This window comes from Streptomyces sp. NPDC127114, assembly GCF_042677525.1.
Lineage (GTDB): Bacteria > Actinomycetota > Actinomycetes > Streptomycetales > Streptomycetaceae > Streptomyces.
This window is the reverse complement of the sequence record NZ_JBHXTJ010000007.1, coordinates 218013-238759: the sequence shown is the minus strand read 5'-3', so window position 1 is coordinate 238759 and position 20747 is coordinate 218013. Positions and strand designations below refer to the sequence as shown.

General features: G+C 72.1%; 15 protein-coding genes. 3 read left to right on the top strand and 12 right to left on the bottom strand.

Annotated elements, in window-relative coordinates; all coding sequences use genetic code 11:
• The first annotated feature begins 7 nt into the window (after positions 1-7).
• A complete protein-coding gene (locus tag ACFVGS_RS10445) occupies positions 8-811 on the top strand; it encodes a DUF3097 domain-containing protein (protein WP_385692168.1) in 804 nt (267 codons plus the stop codon).
• Between the two features lie 628 nt (positions 812-1439).
• Here the strand turns inward: ACFVGS_RS10445 and hemW are convergent.
• The 3 genes from hemW to lepA all read right to left on the bottom strand — a co-directional run bounded on the left by hemW (position 1440) and on the right by lepA (position 6687).
• Positions 1440-2672, bottom strand: a complete 1233-nt coding sequence (hemW, locus tag ACFVGS_RS10440; protein ID WP_385692166.1) for a radical SAM family heme chaperone HemW — start codon at positions 2670-2672, stop codon at positions 1440-1442.
• 76 nt (positions 2673-2748) lie between these two features.
• On the bottom strand, positions 2749-4626 hold the full coding sequence (locus ACFVGS_RS10435; protein WP_384416741.1) for an AMP-dependent synthetase/ligase: 1878 nt from the start codon (positions 4624-4626) through the stop codon (positions 2749-2751).
• Between the two features lie 192 nt (positions 4627-4818).
• The gene (lepA, locus tag ACFVGS_RS10430; RefSeq protein ID WP_384416738.1) at positions 4819-6687 is read right to left on the bottom strand and encodes a translation elongation factor 4; all 1869 of its coding nucleotides are present in this window, start codon (positions 6685-6687) and stop codon (positions 4819-4821) included.
• Positions 6688-6872: 185 nt separating this feature from the next.
• Between lepA and rpsT the strand changes: the two genes are divergently transcribed.
• The gene (gene rpsT / locus ACFVGS_RS10425; RefSeq protein ID WP_030211082.1) at positions 6873-7139 is read left to right on the top strand and encodes a 30S ribosomal protein S20; all 267 of its coding nucleotides are present in this window, start codon (positions 6873-6875) and stop codon (positions 7137-7139) included.
• 202 nt (positions 7140-7341) lie between these two features.
• On the opposite strand, the gene holA is transcribed toward rpsT, so the two are convergent.
• On the bottom strand, positions 7342-8331 hold the full coding sequence (gene holA / locus ACFVGS_RS10420; RefSeq protein WP_384416736.1) for a DNA polymerase III subunit delta: 990 nt from the start codon (positions 8329-8331) through the stop codon (positions 7342-7344).
• Between the two features lie 55 nt (positions 8332-8386).
• Between holA and ACFVGS_RS10415 the strand changes: the two genes are divergently transcribed.
• Positions 8387-8632: a hypothetical protein gene (locus ACFVGS_RS10415; RefSeq protein ID WP_384416733.1), complete on the top strand. Its 246-nt coding sequence runs from the start codon at positions 8387-8389 to the stop codon at positions 8630-8632.
• A gap of 7 nt (positions 8633-8639) precedes the next feature.
• On the opposite strand, the gene ACFVGS_RS10410 is transcribed toward ACFVGS_RS10415, so the two are convergent.
• The 8 genes from ACFVGS_RS10410 to leuS all read right to left on the bottom strand — a co-directional run bounded on the left by ACFVGS_RS10410 (position 8640) and on the right by leuS (position 20497).
• Positions 8640-9530, bottom strand: coding sequence for a YceI family protein (locus tag ACFVGS_RS10410; RefSeq protein ID WP_384416731.1), 891 nt, complete (start codon positions 9528-9530; stop codon positions 8640-8642).
• 140 nt (positions 9531-9670) lie between these two features.
• The gene (locus ACFVGS_RS10405) at positions 9671-10930 is read right to left on the bottom strand and encodes an MFS transporter (RefSeq protein WP_385692163.1); all 1260 of its coding nucleotides are present in this window, start codon (positions 10928-10930) and stop codon (positions 9671-9673) included.
• 3 nt (positions 10931-10933) lie between these two features.
• Positions 10934-11530, bottom strand: a complete 597-nt coding sequence (locus ACFVGS_RS10400; protein ID WP_384416724.1) for a winged helix-turn-helix domain-containing protein — start codon at positions 11528-11530, stop codon at positions 10934-10936.
• A 55-nt stretch (positions 11531-11585) separates the two neighbouring features.
• Positions 11586-14261 carry a ComEC/Rec2 family competence protein gene (locus tag ACFVGS_RS10395; protein ID WP_385692161.1) on the bottom strand — a complete coding sequence of 892 codons (2676 nt, stop codon included), beginning with the start codon at positions 14259-14261 and terminating at the stop codon, positions 11586-11588.
• The gene (locus tag ACFVGS_RS10390) at positions 14258-15046 is read right to left on the bottom strand and encodes a helix-hairpin-helix domain-containing protein (protein ID WP_385692159.1); all 789 of its coding nucleotides are present in this window, start codon (positions 15044-15046) and stop codon (positions 14258-14260) included. The genes ACFVGS_RS10395 and ACFVGS_RS10390 overlap by 4 nt, the downstream gene beginning before the upstream one ends.
• Before the next feature lie 548 nt (positions 15047-15594).
• On the bottom strand, positions 15595-16440 hold the full coding sequence (locus ACFVGS_RS10385) for a DegV family protein (protein WP_384416715.1): 846 nt from the start codon (positions 16438-16440) through the stop codon (positions 15595-15597).
• Positions 16441-16699: 259 nt separating this feature from the next.
• Positions 16700-17479 (bottom strand): hypothetical protein, encoded by a 780-nt coding sequence (locus tag ACFVGS_RS10380; protein ID WP_384416712.1) that lies wholly within the window; start codon positions 17477-17479, stop codon positions 16700-16702.
• Positions 17480-17626: 147 nt separating this feature from the next.
• Complete coding sequence (leuS, locus tag ACFVGS_RS10375; protein ID WP_384416709.1) at positions 17627-20497, bottom strand: leucine--tRNA ligase; 2871 nt, start codon at positions 20495-20497, stop codon at positions 17627-17629.
• Positions 20498-20747 lie beyond the last annotated feature (250 nt).

Below are 20747 nucleotides of genomic sequence, written 5' to 3'. Positions count from 1 at the left end.
CGAGCCCATGCGGAGCTACAACCCCGACCTGACGCCGCCGTGGAAGCGTTCGGCGCCCGTCCCGGAGGTCCCGGCGGACCGTGACCTGGTGGTCGAGGAGGTGACGACGGGCTTCTGCGGGGCGGTGATCCGCTGCGAGGCGGGCACGGTGACCCTGGAGGACCGCTTCGGCAAGCACCGGGTCTTCCCGATGGAACCGCGCGGCTTCCTCCTGGAGGGCCGCACGGTCACCCTGGTCCGCCCCTCGCGCCCGGCACCGGCGCGCCCCGCCCGTACCGCCTCCGGCTCGATCGCCGTCCCGGGCGCCCGGGCCCGGATCGCCCGTGCGGGCCGCATCTACGTGGAGGGCCGGCACGACGCGGAGCTGGTGGAACGGGTCTGGGGCGACGACCTGCGCATCGAGGGCGTGGTGGTGGAGTACCTGGAGGGCGTCGACGACCTCCCGGCGATCGTGGCCGAGTTCGCCCCGGGGCCGGACGCCCGGCTGGGCGTCCTGGTCGACCACCTGGTGACGGGCTCCAAGGAGTCCCGGATCGCCGCGCGGGTCACCTCGCCCGACGTCCTGGTCGTCGGCCACCCCTACATCGACGTCTGGCAGGCCGTGAAGCCCGCCTCCCTCGGCATCCCCGCCTGGCCCACCGTCCCCCGCGGCCAGGACTGGAAGACCGGCGTCTGCCGCGCTCTCGGCTGGCCGGAGAACACGGGCGCCGCCTGGCAGCACATCCTGTCGAAGGTGACCTCCTACAAGGACCTGGAACCGGAACTCCTGGGCCACGTGGAAGAACTGATCGACTTCGTCACGACCCCCTAGCCCCGGGCAGCCCCCGTCAGCCCCCGGGCAGCACCCGTCGCGGACCACCACCCCGCAATGCGGTGCCCACCTGCCCGGGCGACGCCCACCGCCCCCCGTTGTGGGCATCCGTCCTGCAGGCGTGCAACCCCGTGCCCGGGCGACGCCACCGCCACCCCCCGTTGTGGGCATCCGTCCTGCAGGGCGTGCAGCCCCGTGCCCGGGCGACGCCGCCGCCACCCTCCGTCGCAGACCACCACCCCGCAAGGCGGTGCCCACCCGCCCGGGCCAGCGCCCACCGCCCCCCGTTGTGGGCATTCGTCCCGCAGGGCGGGACGGGTGGGCACAACGGGACGGCGCCCCTTGCCGGGCCTAGGCCCCCGCGCCTGGACGGTCACCCGTAGGGCGCGGCGCCCTGGTGGTGCGGGCAGGTGCAGAAGGCGGAGGCGCCCGCCAAGGGCGCCGTCCCGTGTGCCCACCCGTCCCGCCCCAGCGGGACGAATGCCCACACGGAGGATGGGATACGGCGCGGGCCCGGCGGACGGGCGCCGGCCTGCGGGACGCGGGCCCGTACGGGGGTGAGACAGGGCGCGGGCCCGGCGGACGGGCGCCGATGCCGCGGACACGGCCATGGTCCGCCGGACAGGCCCTAGTCCACCAGGTCGCGGACCACCGCGTCGGCCAGGAGGCGGCCGCGGAGGGTCAGGACCGCGCGGCCGTCGGCGTACGGGCCGGGGTCGAGGAGACCGTCGTCCAGGGCCTTCCGGGAGGCGGCCAGGCCCGCCGGCTTCAGCAGGCCCAGCTCGACGCCCTCCCGCAGCCGCAGCTCCAGCAGGACCCGCTCCACCCGCCGGTCCTCGTCCGACAGGACCTCGCGTCCGGCTCCCGGTGACCGTCCCTCGCCCAGCGCCGCGGCATACGCGCCGGGGTGCTTGACGTTCCACCAGCGGACCCCGCCCACGTGGCTGTGCGCGCCGGGCCCGGCACCCCACCAGTCGGCGCCGCGCCAGTACAGCTCGTTGTGGAGGCAGCGGCCGGCCTCCGAGGTGGCCCAGTTGGACACCTCGTACCAATCGAAGCCCGCCCCGGACAGCGCCTCCTCCGTCATCAGGTACCGGTCGGCGTGGACGTCGTCGTCGGTCATCGGTATCTCGCCGCGGCGGATGCGCCGGGCCAGCTGGGTGCCCTCCTCCACGATCAGCGCGTAGGCGCTGATGTGGTCGGGTCCGGCGCCGAGCGCCGCCTCCAGCGACGCCCGCCAGTCCTCGTCGGACTCGCCGGGCGTGCCGTAGATCAGGTCCAGGTTCACGTGCTCGAAGCCCGCCGCCCGCGCCTCCGCGACGCACGCCTCGGGGCGGCCCGGGGTGTGGCTGCGGTCGAGGATCTTCAGCACGTGCTGCCGGGCGCTCTGCATGCCGAACGAGATCCGGTTGAAGCCGCCGGCCCGCAGCTCCTCCAGATACGCGGGGCCGACCGACTCCGGGTTCGCCTCCGTCGTCACCTCGGCGTCGTCGGCGAGCCCGAACTCGTCCCGGATGACCGACAGCATCGCCACCAGGTCCGCCGCGTCGAGCAGCGTGGGCGTGCCGCCGCCGACGAAGACGGTCCGCACCGGCCGCGGGTCGTCGCCGAGCACCTTGCGGGCGAGTCGTATCTCCTCCGCGACCTGCCCCGCGTAGTTCTCCCGGGACGCGAGCACGCCTCCGGCACCGCGCAGCTCGCTCGCGGTGTACGTGTTGAAGTCGCAGTAACCGCACCGCGTGGCGCAGTACGGCACGTGCAGGTAGAACCCGAGCGGACGCTCCCCGGCCCCTCGCAGGGCGCTCGCGGGCAGCGCTCCGTCCTCGGGCATGGGCTCACCATCGGGCAGTACGGAAGGCATGAAGCCATTGTCCCGTACTGCCCGACAGTGCCGGCGAACCTGTGGATAACTCCGCGCCGAACGCGGTGTCCGCAGGTCAGGCCTCCCGCGCTCCCTCGTACATCTCGTCGATCAGGTGCTGGTAGGTCCGCTCGACGACCGGCCGCTTCATCTTCAGGCTCGGCGTGAGCTCGCCGTGCTCGACGTCGAGGTCGCGCGGCAGCAGGCGGAACTTCTTGATCGTCTGCCAGCGCTGCAGGCCCTCGTTGAGGCGGGAGACGTAGCCCTCGATGAGCTTCTCGGTCTGCGGGGCGGCGACGACCTCCGCGTAGGACTTGCCGGCGAGGTCGTGCTCGGCGGCCCAGCTCAGGATGGACGGCTCGTCGAGGGCGATGAGGGCGGAGCAGTAGTTCCGGTCGGCGCCGAGCACCACGATGTTCGAGACGAACGGGCAGACGGCCTTGAACTGGCCCTCGATCTCCGTCGGGGCGATGTACTTGCCGCCGGAGGTCTTGAACAGGTCCTTCTTGCGGTCGGTGATCCGCAGGTAGCCGTCGGCGGACAGCTCGCCGATGTCGCCGGTGTGGAACCAGCCGTCGGACTCCAGGACCTCGGCGGTCTTCTCCGGGAGGCCGTGGTAGCCCTCCATGATGCCGGGGCTGCGGAGCAGGATCTCGCCGTCGTCGGCGATGCGGACCTCGGTGCCGGGCAGCGGCTTGCCGACGGTGCCGGTGCGGTACGCCTCGCCCGGGTTGACGAAGGAGGCGGCGGAGGACTCCGTCAGGCCGTAGCCCTCCAGGATGTGGATGCCGGCGCCGGAGAAGAAGTAGCCGATCTCGGGAGCGAGGGCGACGGAGCCGGAGACGGCGGCGCGCAGCCGGCCGCCGAAGGCCTCACGGAGCTTCTTGTAGACGAGCGCGTCGGCGACCTTGTGCTTGGCGGTGAGGCCGAAGGGCGCGGAGGCGGTGCCGGTGCGGCGGAAGTTGTCCTGGGTGACCTTGGCGTACTCGCGGGCGACCTCCGCCGCCCACTGGAAGATCTTGTACTTGGCGCCGCCGCCCTCGCGGGCCTTGGCGGCCACGCCGTTGTAGACCTTCTCGAAGATGCGCGGGACGGCGGCCATGTAGGTGGGCTGCACGACCGGCAGATTGACGATGATCTTGTCGATGCGGCCGTCGACGGCGGTGACGTGACCGACCTCGATCTGGCCGGAGGTGAGCACCTTGCCGAAGACGTGGGCGAGCGGCAGCCACAGGTACTGGACGTCGTCCTGGGTGACGAGGCCGGTGGCGGCGATGGCCTTCGCCATGTACGACCAGCTGTCGTGCCGCAGCCGCACGCCCTTGGGACGGCCGGTGGTGCCGGAGGTGTAGATGAGGGTGGCGAGCTGGTCGGAGGTGATCGCGCCGACGCGCTCCTTGACGACCTCGGGGTGCTTCTCCAGGTACGCCTTGCCGCGTGCCTCCAGCTCGGCGAGCGTGAGCACCCACTCGTCGGAGGTGTCGGCGCCCTCGGGGTCGATGACGACGACGTGGTGGAGTTCCGGGAGGTCGGCGCGGCGCTCGACGGCCTTGGCGAGCTGGTCGGCGTTCTCCGCGATCAGTACGCGCGAGGCGGAGTCGGAGAGGATGAAGGCCGACTCCTCGGCGTTGGTCTGCGGGTAGACCGTGGTGACGGCGGCGCCGGCGCACATGACGCCGAGGTCGGCGAGGATCCATTCGACCCGGGTCGCGGAGGCGAGGGCGACCCGCTCCTCGGGCTCGACGCCGAGGTCGATGAGGCCGGCGGCGATGGCGTGGACCCGCTCGGCGGCCTGCGCCCAGCTGAGCGACTTCCAGTCGTCGGGACCCTGGCCGGAGGCGGCGGGTACCGGGTAGCGGTAGGCCTCGGCGTCCGGGGTCCGCTCGACGCGCTCAAGGAAGAGCGCCGCCACGGACGGCGGCCGGTTCTCGATCAGGGTCTGTGTGTCGCTCACGACGTCCTCCGGGCGGCGGCGGTGCGGTCAGGCGGGGCGATCGGGCAATGCGTGGGGGCGATGCGTAACGCGTAACTAACTGGCGAGTAACCTGCGGCGGGTTCAGAGTAGAGCGCCGGAGACTGGCGCGTAAGAGCTTGCATATAACGAAACAGGCCCCCGTACCGTCGGTACGGGGGCCTTTCCGTGTGCCTACTTCTTGCTCTTGGCGGAGGACTCGTCACTCGACAGGACGGCGATGAAGGCCTCCTGCGGCACCTCCACCGAACCGACCATCTTCATCCGCTTCTTGCCTTCCTTCTGCTTCTCCAGCAGCTTCCGCTTACGGGAGATGTCACCGCCGTAGCACTTGGCGAGGACGTCCTTGCGGATGGCGCGGATGGTCTCGCGGGCGATGACCCGGGAGCCGATGGCGGCCTGGATGGGCACCTCGAAGGCCTGCCGCGGGATGAGCTCGCGCAGCTTGGCGACGAGCCGCACACCGTAGGCGTAGGCGGCGTCCTTGTGGGTGATCGCCGAGAAGGCGTCCACCTTGTCGCCGTGCAGCAGGATGTCGACCTTGACCAGGCTGGAGGACTGCTCGCCGGTGGGCTCGTAGTCGAGCGAGGCGTAGCCGCGGGTCTTGGACTTCAGCTGGTCGAAGAAGTCGAAGACGATCTCGGCCAGCGGGAGGGTGTAGCGGATCTCGACCCGGTCCTCGGAGAGGTAGTCCATGCCGAGGAGGGTGCCGCGCCGGTTCTGGCACAGCTCCATGATCGAGCCGATGAACTCGGTGGGCGCGAGGATCGTGGCGCGCACGACCGGCTCGTACACCTCGTTGATCTTGCCCTCGGGGAACTCGCTCGGGTTGGTGACCGTGTGCTCGCTGCCGTCCTCCATGACCACGCGGTAGACCACGTTGGGGGCGGTGGCGATCAGGTCGAGGCCGAACTCGCGCTCCAGACGCTCGCGGATCACGTCCAGGTGCAGCAGGCCGAGGAAGCCGACGCGGAAGCCGAAGCCGAGGGCGGCGGAGGTCTCGGGCTCGTAGACCAGCGCGGCGTCGTTGAGCTGGAGCTTGTCGAGCGCGTCGCGCAGCTCCGGGTAGTCCGAGCCGTCCAGCGGGTACAGACCCGAGAAGACCATCGGCTTCGGGTCCTTGTAGCCGCCGAGCGCCTCCTCGGCGCCCTTGGCCTGGGAGGTGATGGTGTCACCGACCTTGGACTGCCGGACGTCCTTCACACCGGTGATGAGGTAGCCCACCTCGCCGACGCCGAGGCCGTCGGCCGGCAGCATCTCCGGCGAGTTGGTGCCGATCTCCAGGAGCTCGTGGGTGGCGCCGGTCGACATCATGCGGATGCGCTCGCGCTTGTTGAGCTGGCCGTCGACGACCCGGACGTACGTGACGACGCCGCGGTAGGAGTCGTAGACCGAGTCGAAGATCATCGCGCGGGCGGGGGCGTCCTTCACGCCCACCGGGGCCGGGATGTCGCGGACGACGCGGTCCAGGAGCGCCTCGACGCCCATGCCGGTCTTCGCGGAGACCTTGAGGACGTCCTCCGGCTGGCAGCCGATGAGGTTCGCCAGCTCCTCGGCGAACTTCTCCGGCTGGGCGGCCGGCAGGTCGATCTTGTTGAGCACCGGGACGATGGTGAGGTCGTTCTCCATCGCCAGGTAGAGGTTGGCCAGCGTCTGCGCCTCGATGCCCTGGGCGGCGTCCACCAGCAGGATCGTGCCCTCGCAGGCGGCGAGCGAACGCGAGACCTCGTAGGTGAAGTCGACGTGCCCGGGGGTGTCGATCATGTTCAGGATGTGCGTACGCCCCTGCTCCGACCCCTCGGTCGGGGCCCAGGGCAGACGGACGGCCTGGGACTTGATCGTGATGCCGCGCTCACGCTCGATGTCCATCCGGTCGAGGTACTGGGCGCGCATCTGCCGCTGGTCGACCACACCGGTCAGCTGGAGCATCCGGTCGGCAAGCGTCGACTTGCCGTGGTCGATGTGCGCGATGATGCAGAAATTGCGGATCAGAGCCGGGTCGGTACGGCTCGGCTCGGGCACGTTGGTAGGAGTCGCGGGCACGCAGGGTTCTCGTCTCGGGCGATGTTCAGAACGGATACGTAGGCTCCATCGTCCCATGACCGCGGGACCTCGGTCGGTTTGGGCGGTGTGGAGAGCGGCTGATATCGTGGACGGCTGTGTCTCGTGTGCCCTCTCAGCTGCGCGGCACATCCTGAAGAAACATCGAACCTGTAAAGGCTCTTTTCGTGGCGAACATCAAGTCCCAGATCAAGCGGAACAAGACCAACGAGAAGGCGCGCCTTCGCAACAAGGCCGTCAAGTCGTCGCTCAAGACCGCGATCCGCAAGGCCCGCGAGGCTGTCGCCGCCGGCGACCTCGAGAAGGCCACCGTGGCCGCTCGTGCCGCTTCGCGTCAGCTCGACAAGGCTGTCTCGAAGGGTGTCATCCACAAGAACGCCGCCGCCAACAAGAAGTCGGCGCTGGCCACCAAGGTTGCCTCCCTCCAGGGCTGAGCTCTGATGTGACCAGGCCGTACGGGACCCAGCGGGCCCTCTAACCGCTCCCGGCCGGCCACCCGGCTCCGTACGCGAGACGCGTTCGCCACGCGTGTACGGGCCACACCAGTTGTACGACGAAGGCCCCGCCGCCCTCCTTCCCCAGGAGGCGACGGGGCCTTCGCCGTCGGTGCTGCGGGGCGGGGCGGCGGGGCGAGTGTCAGCCGCGTCGCATGCGGGCAGCGCGGGCGATGGTGACGACGGCCTTCTCCAGGGCGTACTCGGGATCGTCGCCGCCGCCCTTGACGCCCGCGTCGGCCTCGGCGACCGCGCGCAGCGCGAGGGAGACGCCGTCCGGGGTCCAGCCGCGCATCTGCTGGCGCACGCGGTCGATCTTCCAGGGGGGCATGCCCAGCTCGCGGGCGAGATCGGCGGGGCGGCCGCCGCGGGCCGAGGAGAGCTTGCCGATCGCCCGGACGCCCTGGGCGAGTGCGCTGGTGATGAGGACGGGCGCGACACCGGTCGACAGGGACCAGCGCAGGGCCTCCAGCGCTTCCGCCGCACGTCCCTCGACGGCACGGTCCGCGACGGTGAAGGACGAGGCCTCGGCGCGGCCCGTGTAGTAGCGCCCGACGACCGCCTCGTCGATGGTGCCGTCGACGTCCGAGGTGAGCTGCGCCACGGCGGAGGCCAGTTCCCGCAGGTCGCTGCCGATCGCGTCCACGAGCGCCTGGCAGGCCTCGGGCGTGGCCGAACGGCCGAGCGACCGGAACTCCTGCCGCACGAACGTCAGCCGCTCCGCCGGCTTCGTCGTCTTCGGGCAGGCCACCTCCCGCGCGCCCGCCTTGCGGGCCGCGTCGAGGAGTCCCTTGCCCTTGGCGCCGCCCGCGTGCAGCACCACGAGGGTGATCTCCTCGGCCGGCGCGTCGAGATACGCCTTGATCTCCTTGATCGTCTCCGCCGGCAGGTCCTGCGCGTTCCGCATCACCAGGACCTTGCGCTCGGCGAAGAGCGAGGGGCTGGTCAGCTCGGCGAGCGCGCCGGGCTGCAGCTGTTCGGGGGCGAGGTCGCGCACGTCCGTGTCGGCGTCGGCGGCCCGCGCGGCCGCCACCACCTCGCGCACCGCGCGGTCCAGCAGCAGGTCCTCCTGGCCCACGGCGAGCGTGACGGGGGCGAGGAGGTCGTCGGGGGAAGACTTCTTGGTGGCCATCGCGCTCCAGCATCCCACGCGCCACCGACAGCCGGGCGTCGTCGAGAATGTGCACGTGAGCGATGTGAGACACGTACTGGTCCTGCCCGACCGCGACGCGGCCGAGGAGGTCGCCGAGGAGCTGCCCGACCGCTTCGGCGTCGCCGAGGAGCCCCAGCTGGTCCGGGACGCCCTGGCGGGCGAGGACGACGCCGAGGACGCCCAGTGGCTGGTGGTGGTCGAGGACCCGGAGGGCCGTCTCGACCCGGCGGCGCTCGACGCGCTGGCCGCCGAGTACGAGGGCTGGCTGGAGGCCCCGTAGGGCCGGCTCAGGCCGCCGGTGCGGCCTTGGGGACGATCTGGACGTCCAGGTCGATGGTGATGCTGGAGCCGACCGCCGCGATGCCGCGGGCGAGCAGCGTCTGCCAGGTGAGGGTGAAGTCCTCGCGGTGCAGCTCGGTGGTCGCCCGGCAGGCGCCGCGGGTCTCGCCCTGCAGCCCGTTCCCCAGGCCGAGGTACTGGGTGTCGAGGGTGACCGTACGGCTGACGCCGTGCAGGGTGAGCGCGCCGGTGACGGCCCAGCGGCTGCCGCCCCTGTGGACGAAGCGCTCGCTGTAGAACTCCATCGTCGGGTACGCGCCGACGTCGAGGAAGTCGCCGGAGCGCAGGTGGTCGTCGCGCATCCGGACGCCGGTGTCGATGGAGGCGGCGTCGATGACGACGTGCATCGCCGAGTGCTCCATGCGCTCGGCGATCCGGACCGCGCCCGCGAAGCTGTTGAACCGGCCGTGGATCCGGGCGAGGCCGATGTGCCGCGCGGTGAAGCCGATCTGCGAGTGCGTGGGGTCGATCTCCCAGTCACCCGGCTCGGGCAGGGCCTGCTGGGGTGCGACCTGGAGCCGCACCTCGCCCAGGCCCGCGTGACCGCTCTCCTCGACGACGGCGTTGCCGTGGTACGGGGTGTAGCCCTCGGCCGTGACCGCGAGCCGGTACTCCCCGGCCGGCACCGTCGCGAGGACCGTGCCGTACGGGTCGGTCTCGCCGGCGAGGACCTTGCGGCCGACCGTGTCGGAGAGCGTGAACTCGGCCTGGCGGACCGGCTCGTCGACGGGGTCGAGGACCCGGCAGCTCAGGACGCCCGCCGACGCGGGCAGCGCGATCCCCGCGAACGGGCCGCCCCGAGAGGTTCCCGCCCCACGCCTGCCGAACAGACCGAACACCGCACATACCCCCGGACGAACCGCTCACGTTTCCGTTTGACGAATACTCATTCGATCACTGTTGCGGCGTTCGAGGCAAACGGCGGAAGTGTTACCGGAGGTCCGAATTAAAGGTTCCGGTGACCACCGCCTGATGACGCTTACACAGGCTCGGCCACCGGCGGCCGCTCCGGCAGCTCCCGGAGGCGCGACACCGGCGAGGGCAGCAGCCACAGCACCGCGAACAGCGCGCCCACCGTCGCGATCCAGAGCGTGGGCCGCAACCCCAGCGCCGTGCCGAGCAGCCCGCCGACGAGCGCGCCGACCGGACGGAAACCGTGGTTGAGCATCCGGTAGGCGCCCATCACCCGCGACCGGACGGCGTCGGGTATCCAGGCCATCTGGAGCGATCCGCCGGCGACGTCGGCCAGCATCACGCCGACGCAGGACAGGAACTCGGCGAGGAAGAGCAGGCCGACGACCAGCGGCAGCGGACCGCTCGCGGCCGGTATGAGGAGCAGGGGCAGGGTGAAGCCCACGAAGCCGGTGACGAGCGAAGGTCCGATGCCGATCCGCCTGACGACCGCCCCGCTGAGCGCCGCCCCGATCAGCCCGCCGACGGCCCCGGCCGCGAGCAGCGCCCCCAGCACACCGGCGCTCAGGCCGAGTTGGGTGGTCGCGTAGAGGACGAAGAGGGTGTGGAACATGTAGTTGAAGAACTGCACCGTGCCCGACGCGGCGAACAGCGCGCGCATCGAGGGGTCCCGCAGCACCCAGCGCAGCCCTTCGGTGAAGTGCCCCTTCTCGACGGGCGCGGGAGGCGGCTCGACCGGGCGGATCCTGGCCAGGTAACCGGCCGAGACCAGGTAGGTGAGCGCGTCCGCCAGCAGCGCGAACGGCGCCGTGAGCACCTGAACCAGGACGCCGCCGATCCCCGGCCCGGCCAGCCAGGCCGTCGAACGGCTGCCGTTGACGAGTGAGTTCGCCTGCACATACCGCTCGGCGGGCACGAGCGCCACGAACAGCGTGGTGTTGCACGCCTCGAACAGCACGCTCAGCGCTCCCACCCCGAAGGCCACCGCGTACAGCTGACCGAGCGTCAGCATGCCGAGCAGATGGGCGACGGGCAGGGTCAGCAGCAGCGCCGCCCTGCCGATGTCGGCCGCGATCATCGCGCGCCGGCGGTGGGCCTGGGGATCGGCCCAGGCCCCGAGCGGCAGGTTGAGCAGCAGCGCGGGCAGCAGCTCGGCCGTCTTGAGCCAGCCCATCTCGGCCGCGTCGGCGCCCAGGACGAGCACGGCGGCGAGCGGCAGCGCCATCAGCGAGATCTGGTCGCCGACGAGCGAGACGGTCTGTCCGGTCCAGTACCGCCGGAAGGACCGCTCGCGCAGCAGCGCGGGTATGCGTGCGGCGATCGCCATGGGTCACTCCTCCTCGTCGCTGTCGTGGTTCTCTCGCTGCAGGTAGGCGATCCTCAGGACGCTGACCGGTCGGGCGCCCTCGGGCCGCCGGGCCGCATCGGCGTCGCGGTCCTCGTAGGGCCGCAGCAGCTCCTCCATCCGCCGCCCGAGGTCCGCGAGCTCCTCAGGGGTGAGGTAGAGCAACGAGTCGCCGAACTGTTCGGCCTCCTGCCACTCCCTGGGCAGGGTGCGCCGGTTCTCCACGGCTCGGAGGACGCGCTGGAAGTAGAGCTGGATCGCGGCTCCGCTCAGCGCGTCCGCCGCCTCGGCGACGGCCGGGTCCTCGCTGTGGCCCGGCCACTCGGTGTACCGCGCCGTCGCCTGCCAGGGCTTCTCCCGCCCCTTGCCGCCGGGTGCCTGCTCCACCAGCCCGTACTTGGCGAGTATCCGCAGGTGGTACGAGCAGCTGGCCACCGACTCTCCGGTCAGCTCGGCCGCCCGCGTAGCCGTGAACGGCCCTTCGCTCCGGAGCAGACCCACCAGGGTCATCCGCGTCGGATGGGCGTAGGCGCGCAGGGCGCGGGGGTCGGTGAGCTGGATGCTACGAGGCTGCTCCGTCATGATGAAAACATATCTTTAGAAAGACTCCTTTACAACGCTTTCTTTAGTCGAGCCCTCAGCCGGTGCCGACCACGGAGGTGTGCGCCGTCAGCCCGGCGCCCGCACCGGTGACCGCGATCGCCCCGTCCCGGTCCGTGCTCAGCACGCGCGCCCCGCCCGCCCTGAGCGCCCGCACCGTCCGCGGCGAGGGATGCCCGTAAGGGTTGTCCCGGCCGGCCGACACCAGCGCGAGCCTCGGCCGCACCGCCCGTATCAGCCCCAGGTCCTGATGGGCCGAGCCGTGATGAGCGACCTTGAGCACGTCCACGGGCGGCAACGCCGGGTACGCCCGTAACAGCCCCTGCTGACCCGGAGGTTCGAGATCGCCGAGCAGCAGCACACTCACCCCGCCGGCAGCCCGCACGAACAACGTCACGCTGGCATCGTTGACCCCGGCCTCCCCCGACCCTCCCGAGTCCCCCGATTCCCCCAGCCCTCTCGGCTCCCCCAGCTCCCTCGGCTCCCTCGCCTCTCCCGCTTCTGCCGACCCTCCCGGCTCTCCCAGCCTTCCCGGCTCTCCCAGCCCTCCCGGCTCACCCAGCCCTCCCGGCTCACCCAGCCCTCCCGGCTCACCCAGCCCTCCCGGTTCTCCCGGTTCTCCCGGCTGCCCGGCAGCCGCTGAGCCCTCCGGGCGGCCCGCGCTGCCCGGACCGGCCCGCGGCCACAGCACCCACCACTCCAGCGGGCCCAGCCTGCGTCGCTCGCCCGCCCCGGCCCGCACCAGAGGAACCCCGGCCGCACGCGCCGTCCGCCGCACGAACTCCGCCTGCCCTGGCGGCGCTTCGAGCCCGGTCGTCTGGATCGCCCCGACCGCCCGTCCCCGCAGAACCCCCGGCAGCCCGGCGACATGGTCCGCGTGGAAGTGGGTGAGCACCAGGAGCGGGATCCGGCGCACCCCGAGGTCCCGCAGGCACCGGTCCACCGGCGCCGGATCGGGTCCCGTGTCCACCACGACGGCCGTGTCACCACCGGCCGCGAGCACGATCGCGTCCCCCTGACCGACCTGACACATCGCGAACACCCACCCCGGCGGCGGCCATCCGGACACCAGCCGGACCAACGGCGGCGGCCGCACCACCGCCAGGAGCAACAGCGCCGCACAGGCCACCCCGATCCACCGCCGCCACGGCAGCCCCCGTACGGCCAGGAGCACGAGCCCGGTCAGCAGCGCGAGCAGCAGCCCGCCCCACCAGCCGTCCGGCCAGGACGTCTCCGCGCCGGGCAGCGCCGCACCGGTGCGGGCCACCTTCGCGATCCACCCGGCCGGCAGCCCGGCGAGCCAGGCCACCGCCTCTGCCGCTCCCGGCCAGACGGCCGCCAGGGCCAGCGCGAGGAATCCGAGCACCGTGGCCGCGGCCACGGCGGGCTCGGCCAGCAGATTCGCCGGCACCGCGACCAGGCTCACCCGCGCCGCGAAGACCGCCACGACCGGCGCGCACACCGCCTGCGCCGCAAGCGTCGCCGCCAGCGCCTCCGCGATCCTGCCCGGCACCCTCCGCCGCCGCAGTGCCTCGCTCCAGCGCGGGGCGACCGTGAGCAGCGCTCCCGTGGCCAGCACCGACAGCAGGAAGCCGTAACTCCGCGCCAGCCACGGGTCGTAGAGCACCAGGACCAGCACCACGGCGGCGAGCGCCGGGATGAGCGAGCGCCGTCGTCCGGTCGCGACGGCGAGCAGAGTGACGAGTCCGCAGGCCGCCGCACGCAGCACGCTCGGATCGGGCCGGCACACCACCACGAACGCCAGCGTCAGCGCTCCCCCGGCGAACGCCGTCGCTCGCAGCGGAATACCGAGGCGTGGAGCGAGCCCACCTCGCTCGGCCAGCTGCGCGGTGCCCGGCCTGCCGATGAGAAGCAGCAGCACGAGGGTGAGATTGGAACCCGAGACCGCCAGGAGATGGGTCAGATCGGTGGCCTCGAACGCCTCCTTCAGGTCGGGCTCGATCCTGGATGTGTCGCCGACGACCAGGCCCGGCAGCAACGCCCGGGCATCGGGCGCGAGGCCCTCCGTGGCGTGCCGCAGCCCGGCGCGCAGTCCGCCCGCCGTGCGCTGCAGCGCGCTCGGCGGCCCGGTGACCCGAGGCTCCCCTGAGCCGTCGACCCGCAGCACCGCGGCGAACGGGTCTCCGGAACGCGCCGGGACGGCGAGCCTCCCCGACACCCGCAGCCGGGTCGACGGCAGCAGCCGCAGCCAGGCCTCGCGCTCCTCTCCTGCCGGCACCACGAGCAGCACCGGCGCTCTGGTCCGGTGCACCGCGCCGTCCCGCTCCTCGACCCGTGTCACCTCGCCCTCCACGACCACGGACACCGGCGCCGCCCGGCTCCCGCGCACTCTGGGAGGAGTGACCCTCGGGTCGGACGTGACCACCACCTCCGCCACCACCCGGCCGTCTTCCCGGGCGAGTTCGGGCACCGGCCCCCTGTGCAGATCCGCCGCGTGGAACCCGGCGGACGCAGCCCCGGCCGCCGCGCACAACAGCACACCCGCGAAGGCGGTCGCCCGCAGCCCGCGCCGGGCGGCCGGGACCAGAAGCAGCGCCGCACCCGCCAGACAGAGCAGTACACCCGCTACCGTCCACCAGCCGGCGACGCCCACCGCGAGTGCCGCCCCGCCCCAGGCGGCGAGGGCCGGCGCCACGAGCCGCAGATCGGCCGGACCCTCGTCCCAGGGCGCCGGACGGATGTCCTCGCTCATGGCCGGACCAGGGGCTCGAGGTCCGCGAACCTGCGCGCACCAATCCCGTTGACGTCCCGCAGCTCGGCCACCGACCGGAAACCCCCGTGCTCGACACGGTGTTCCACGATGTGCCGGGCGAGTACCGGGCCGACACCGGGCAGGGCGTCGAGCTGCTCGACGGTCGCCGCGTTGAGGCTCAGCGGGTTGGCGGGGCTCGGCGGCCCGGGCGCGGAACCCGCAGCGCCCGCAGCGCCCCCGGCGCCCCCGGCACCCATGAGCGCGCCGGCGGTCGCGGGGACGGGGAGCCCGACCACGACCTGCTCGCCGTCCAGGAGGACCCGCGCCCGGTTCAGGCCGGTCAGGTCCGTGCCCGGGCGAATGCCGCCCGCCGCGCGTAAGGCGTCGGTGACCCGGGAGCCGGCAGGAAGGGTGAACACTCCCGGCCGGCGCACCTTGCCGCCGACGTCGACCACCACGACCGCACCCGCGCTCGCACGCACGCTCGCGCTCGCGCCGGCGATCGGATCAGGAAGCGAGCCCGACCCCGGAGCCGTCGGCGAAGTCGCCGCAGCTTCCGGGAACGACGCCGCCGTCCCGGGCAGCGGCCGGGCCGCCGCGACCACCTCGGGCGCCCTGACCTGCTCCGGCCGCCCCGCCCAGAAGTAAGCCCCCGCGCCACCCGCCGCGACGGCAAGGACCACCGCGAGCGCGGCCAGCGACCGTCGCTCGAGCCCGCACCGCGACTGGACCCACAGCGGCAGCCGGTCACGCAGCGCGAGCCGGACCATTTCCCCGCGTCGCACGGGCGGTTCGGGCCCGGCCCGCCCTCGCTCCCCCGACGCCACCCCCGTCGGTGGCCCCAACTGCGGCTCCGTCTCCGGTCCTGACGGCCGCGATGGCGATTCGGGCGGCTGTGAGGGGCTCGGCAGGACCGGGGAGACCGCGGAGACCGACGGGCCCTGTGCCGGTCCCGGCGCAGGCGGCGGGGCCGCGGACGGGAACAGCGCCTCGCCCCGCCGGCGTACCGCTGTCGGTCCCGCGAGCGCGCCGGCCGCCCGCCTGCGATGGATCCGGGCGGCCGCGCCCCTCGACCGGGACCTTCCGTCCGAGCCCGGAAGCCGGCCCGGCCCACTGGTCGGTCCACTGGTAGGTCCACTACGACGTGATGCGATGTGTGTGCGAAGAGTCATGACATCGACGGTAGGCCGACCGAGCACCGATCCGCCGAGATCACCGGATTCCCGTGGATAACCGACCAGTTGTGGAAAACTCCGTCACCCTCATGAGGGATGACACGTGCCAATCCCAGTGATCGGCACACGCACAGGGCACCTGCGGCATCGCACCTGCGTCAGCGAGGGGACACGACCACCGCGAGAAGCCCCGGACCGGTGTGGGCGCCGATGACCGCACCGACCTCGGTGACCTGGAGGTCCTCGACGGCCGGCAGACGTTCGCGCAGCCGCTCGGCGAGAGTGGCGGCCCGGTCGGCCGCGGAGAGGTGGTGCACGGCGATGTCGACGGGACCGGCACCGGCCCGCTCGACCGCGATCTCCTCCAGCCGTGCGATCGCCTTGGACGCCGTGCGCACCTTCTCGCGCAGCTCGATCCGGCCGCCCTCGAGTTCGAGCAGCGGCTTCACGGCCAGCGCGGACCCGAGAAGCGCCTGAGCGGTGCCGATGCGGCCCCCGCGGCGCAGATAGTCGAGCGTGTCGACGTAGAAGAAGGCCGAGGTGCTCGCGGCGCGCTTCTCGGCGGCCGCGACGGCCTCGTCGAGCGAGCCGCCCGCGTCCGCGACCTCGGCCGCCGCCTGGGCGCAGAAGCCGAGGGCCATGCCCACCATCCTGGTGTCGACGACCCGTACGGGCACCGGAGCGTCCTTGGCGGCGAGCACGGCGGCGTCGTAGGTACCGGAGATCTCGCCGGACAGGTGCAGCGAGACGATGCCGCCGGCGCCCGCCTCGGCGGCGGCGCGGTAGGTGGCGGCGAAGACCTCGGGAGCGGGTCGGCTGGTGGTCACCAGGCGTCGCTTCTGCAGGGCTTCCGCGAGCGAGCGGGCCGAGATCTCCGTCCCTTCCTCCAACGCGCGGTCGCCGATGACGACGGTGAGCGGAACGGCCGTGATGGCGTGCCGCTCCATCGTCTGGGGTGGCAGGTAGGCCGTGGAATCGGTGACGATCGCGACATGCCGGGACATGAGCGGGAGGTTACCCGCCGGGGCCGCCGCACGGCAGCCCGGGCCCCCGAGACCACCCCAGCGATCGCGGGCGCCTCAAGCGGAACGCCGCCCGGCGCACCTCCAACACGCCGGCAGACCCGGGCCTCACCCTGCCCACCGCACTTCCCCTAGCCGTAGCCGTAGCCGCACTGCCCACAGCCGCGGCCACAGCCACAGCCACAGCCACAGCCACAGCCACAGCCACAGCCACAGCCACAGCCCAGGATCCAGCCGGCCCTCAGGTAGTGGTCTCCGGCCGGGTCGACTTCTCCCACGGGTAGGCCGTGCCGCGCGGGTCGGGCGCGTTGATCGCCTGCGGCCCGACGGACGGGCCCGCCTCTGCGCCCGACCATGCCTGCCCCTGCTCGGCACCCGCCGCCGGAGCCCCGGCCGCCGGCCACCCCTGCTCGGAGCCGCCCGGGCCGCCCCGGCCGGCCGCGCCATGACGCTCGTCGCCGTCATCGACACCGTCCGCACGCGTCCAGTGCCGCAGCGCGCCCGCCTCCATGTCGATCTGGGCACTGAGCGAGGACAGGTCGTCATCGGCGAATCTGCGGGCCCGGTCGCGCGCCGCGAAACGCAGTGCGTCGGCGGAGTGGGTGATCTGCTCGGTGCGCCGGCGCAGCTCCGGCAGCTGGGCCGCGACATGGGCCCGGTCGGGTTCGCGCTCCAGCCTCTTGAGGTCTTCGTCGAGCTCTCGGCCGTGCGCGCTCAGCCGGTGGAAGAGGTCCAGGGACTCCCTCAGCGAGGCGTCCTCGGCCGCGCCCGCGTGGAGTGCGTCCTGAGTGGCGCGCATCGAGGTGCGCAGCGAGAGCCTCAGCTGGGCCAGCTCGCCCGCGACGCCGGTCTGGCCGAAGCTCTTGGCCCTCAGCGTGGTGTCCTCGACCGTGCGCCGCGCATGGTCGATGGTGCGGTCGACGCCGCGCTTGGCCGCCTTGGCCACCTTCACCGTGGCATAGACCCCGAGCGCCATGAAGGCGACGAAGAGCAGCGCCAAGATCGTGATCAAGGCTTCCATGTGGCTCGCCCCTCCGGCCGCGGTTGTGGTTCTTCCACGGTAAACGGAAGGGGCAGGCCGACGGTTCCATTCGAACCCTCAACCTGCCCCTAGCCTCCCCCTAGGGGGACCGCGCCGTCAGGCGCGCTGTGCCCGGGAGGTCAGTCGTCAGCCGGCGACGATGTTCACCAGCTTCGGCGCGCGGACGATCACCTTGCGGATCTCCGCGCCGCCCAGCGCGGCCACCACGTTCGCGTCACCCAGCGCCAGTGCCTCCAGGTCCGCGTCGCTGATCGACGGGGAGACCTCCAGGCGCGCCTTGACCTTGCCCTTGATCTGGACGACGCAGGTCACGGTCTCGTCCACGACGTAGGCCGGGTCGGCGACCGGGAAGTCCTGGTGGACGACCGAGTCGGTGTGGCCCAGGCGGTGCCACAGCTCCTCGGCGATGTGCGGGGCCAGCGGCGCGACCAGCAGCACCAGCTGCTCGGCGACCGGGCGGGACACCGCGCCACCGCTCTTGGTCAGGTGGTTGTTCAGCTCGGTGATCTTGGCGATGGCGGTGTTGAAGCGCATCGCGACCATGTCCTGGGCGACGCCGTCGATGGCCTTGTTCAGCGCACGCAGGGTGTCTTCGTCGGCCGGCTCGTCGACGACCGTGACCTCGCCGGTCGCCTCGTCGACGATGTTGCGCCACAGCCGCTGCAGCAGTCGGTACTGGCCGACGACGGCGCGGGTGTCCCACGGGCGCGAGACGTCCAGCGGGCCCATGGCCATCTCGTACAGGCGCAGGGTGTCGGCACCGTATTCGGTGCAGATCTCGTCCGGCGTGACCGCGTTCTTCAGGGACTTGCCCATCTTGCCCAGGACGCGGCTGACCTTCTCGCCCTCGTAGTAGTAGCCGCCGTCGCGCTCCTCGACCTCGGCGGCCGGCACGGCGATGCCGCGGGAGTCCCGGTAGACGAAGGCCTGGATCATGCCCTGGTTGTACAGCTTGTGGAACGGCTCCGCGGAGGAGACGTGGCCCAGGTCGAACAGGATCTTGGACCAGAAGCGGGCGTACAGCAGGTGCAGCACGGCGTGCTCGGCGCCGCCGACGTACAGGTCGACGCCACCGGTGGGCATGCCCTCGCGCGGGCCCATCCAGTACTGCTCGATGGCCGGGTCGACCAGCTTCTCGTCGTTGTGCGGGTCCAGGTAGCGCAGCTCGTACCAGCAGGAACCGGCCCAGTTGGGCATGGTGTTGGTCTCGCGGCGGTACTTCTTGGGGCCGTCGCCCAGGTTCAGGGTGACGTTGACCCAGTCCTCGTTGCGGGACAGCGGGGTCTCCGGCTGGGTGTCCGCGTCGTCCGGGTCGAAGGTGCGCGGCGAGTAGTCGTCGACCTCCGGCAGCTCCAGCGGCAGCATGGACTCGGGCAGCGAGTGGGCGACGCCGTCCTCGTCGTAGACGATCGGGAAGGGCTCGCCCCAGTAACGCTGGCGGCTGAACAGCCAGTCGCGCAGACGGAAGTTGACGGTGCCCTCGCCGATGCCGCGGTCGGCCAGCCAGGAGGTGATCTTCGCCTTGGCCTCGACGACGCCCAGGCCGTCCAGGGAGACCTCGTCGTTGGCGGAGTTGATCAGCTTCGCCTCGTACGAGCCGAAGGCGTCGTCCCAGGTGGACGGGTCGGTGCCGCGGTCGTCGCTCGGCTCCACGACGCAGCGCATGGGCAGCTCGAAGGCGCGCGCGAAGGCGAAGTCGCGGGCGTCGTGCGCGGGGACGGCCATGATCGCGCCGGTGCCGTAGCCCATCAGGACGTAGTCGGCGATGAAGACCGGAACCTGCTCGCCGCTGACCGGGTTGGTCGCGTACGCGCCGGTGAAGACACCGGTCTTGTCCTTGGCTTCGGCCTGCCGCTCGACGTCGGACTTGGCCGCGGCCTGCTTGCGGTAGGCGTCGACGGCCTCGGCGGGGGTGGCGTGTCCGCCGGTCCACACGTCGTGGGTGCCCTCGGGCCAGGCGGCCGGGACGATCTTCTCGACGAGGTCGTGCTCCGGGGCCAGCACCATGTAGGTGGCGCCGAACAGGGTGTCCTGGCGGGTGGTGAAGACGGTGATGGCGCCGCTGTCGCCGACCTGGAAGTCGACGCGGGCTCCCTCGGAGCGGCCGATCCAGTTGCGCTGCTGCAGCTTGATGGCCTCGGGCCAGTCCAGGCCGTCCAGGTCGTCCAGCAGGCGGTCCGCGTAGGCGGTGATGCGCATGTTCCACTGGCGCAGCTTGGCCTTGAAGACGGGGAAGTTGCCGCGCTCGGAGCGGCCGTCGGCGGTGACCTCCTCGTTGGCCAGGACGGTGCCCAGGCCGGGGCACCAGTTGACCGGGGCGTCGGAGGCGTACGCCAGGCGGTACTCGCCCAGGACGTCGGCGCGCTCGACGGCGCTCAGCTCGCTCCACGCGCGCGTGGAGCCGGGAATCTCACGGGCGCCGCTCTCGAACTGCTCGACCAGCTCGGCGATCGGGCGGGCCTTCTTGGCGTCGGCGTCGTACCAGGAGTTGAAGATCTGCAGGAAGATCCACTGGGTCCACTTGTAGTAGTCCGGGTCGATCGTGGCGAACGACCGGCGCTTGTCGTGGCCCAGGCCCAGCCGGCGCAGCTGGACCTTCATGTTCTCCATGTTGGCCTCGGTGGACACGCGCGGGTGCGTGCCGGTCTGCACCGCGTACTGCTCGGCCGGCAGGCCGAAGGCGTCGAAGCCCAGGGTGTGCAGCACGTTGTGGCCGGTCATGCGCGCGTGGCGGGCGAAGACGTCGGTGGCGATGTAGCCCAGGGGGTGGCCGACGTGCAGGCCCGCACCGGACGGGTACGGGAACATGTCCATGATGAACTTCTTGGGGCGGGCCGCCACGGCCGCGTCCCCGGCCAGGTCACCGCTGGGGTTCGGGGCCTCGTAGGTGCCCTCGGCGTCCCAGGCGTCCTGCCAGCGTGCCTCGATGTCGGCGGCCAGGGCCGCCGTGTAGCGATGCGGGGCCGCCGTCTCGGCAGCCGTGTTGATCTCGGTCATGGTCCTTGAAGCTCCATCGATCGTCTCTGCCCACTGCCAGCACTGCCACGAAATGAAAAATCCCCTCGCACAGGAGGGGACGCCGCGCCGATGCCGACCGGATCTTCATCCGTCGGGACTGATCAGCGCGGCTCGCTAAGCAGAAGGCGTACGGCACGCATGGCGTCAGGGTACCGCAGGGCCCGAGCGGGCCGCACCGGCGTTCCGGGGAGTGGCACACGACGAAGCGGGCCATCCGATCCGGATGACC

Excerpts from the sequence above, each read along its gene's own strand:
- ACFVGS_RS10400 (WP_384416724.1), bottom strand. The coding sequence starts at position 11,530 with ATGACGGAGCAGCCTCGTAGCATCCAGCTCACCGACCCCCGCGCCCTG.
- holA (WP_384416736.1), bottom strand. The coding sequence starts at position 8,331 with ATGGCCACCAAGAAGTCTTCCCCCGACGACCTCCTCGCCCCCGTCACG.
- hemW (WP_385692166.1), bottom strand. The coding sequence starts at position 2,672 with ATGCCTTCCGTACTGCCCGATGGTGAGCCCATGCCCGAGGACGGAGCG.
- ACFVGS_RS10380 (WP_384416712.1), bottom strand. The coding sequence starts at position 17,479 with ATGGAAGCCTTGATCACGATCTTGGCGCTGCTCTTCGTCGCCTTCATG.
- ACFVGS_RS10445 (WP_385692168.1), top strand. The coding sequence starts at position 8 with ATGCGGAGCTACAACCCCGACCTGACGCCGCCGTGGAAGCGTTCGGCG.
- ACFVGS_RS10385 (WP_384416715.1), bottom strand. The coding sequence starts at position 16,440 with ATGTCCCGGCATGTCGCGATCGTCACCGATTCCACGGCCTACCTGCCA.
- ACFVGS_RS10405 (WP_385692163.1), bottom strand. The coding sequence starts at position 10,930 with ATGGCGATCGCCGCACGCATACCCGCGCTGCTGCGCGAGCGGTCCTTC.
- leuS (WP_384416709.1), bottom strand. The coding sequence starts at position 20,497 with ATGACCGAGATCAACACGGCTGCCGAGACGGCGGCCCCGCATCGCTAC.
- ACFVGS_RS10395 (WP_385692161.1), bottom strand. The coding sequence starts at position 14,261 with ATGAGCGAGGACATCCGTCCGGCGCCCTGGGACGAGGGTCCGGCCGAT.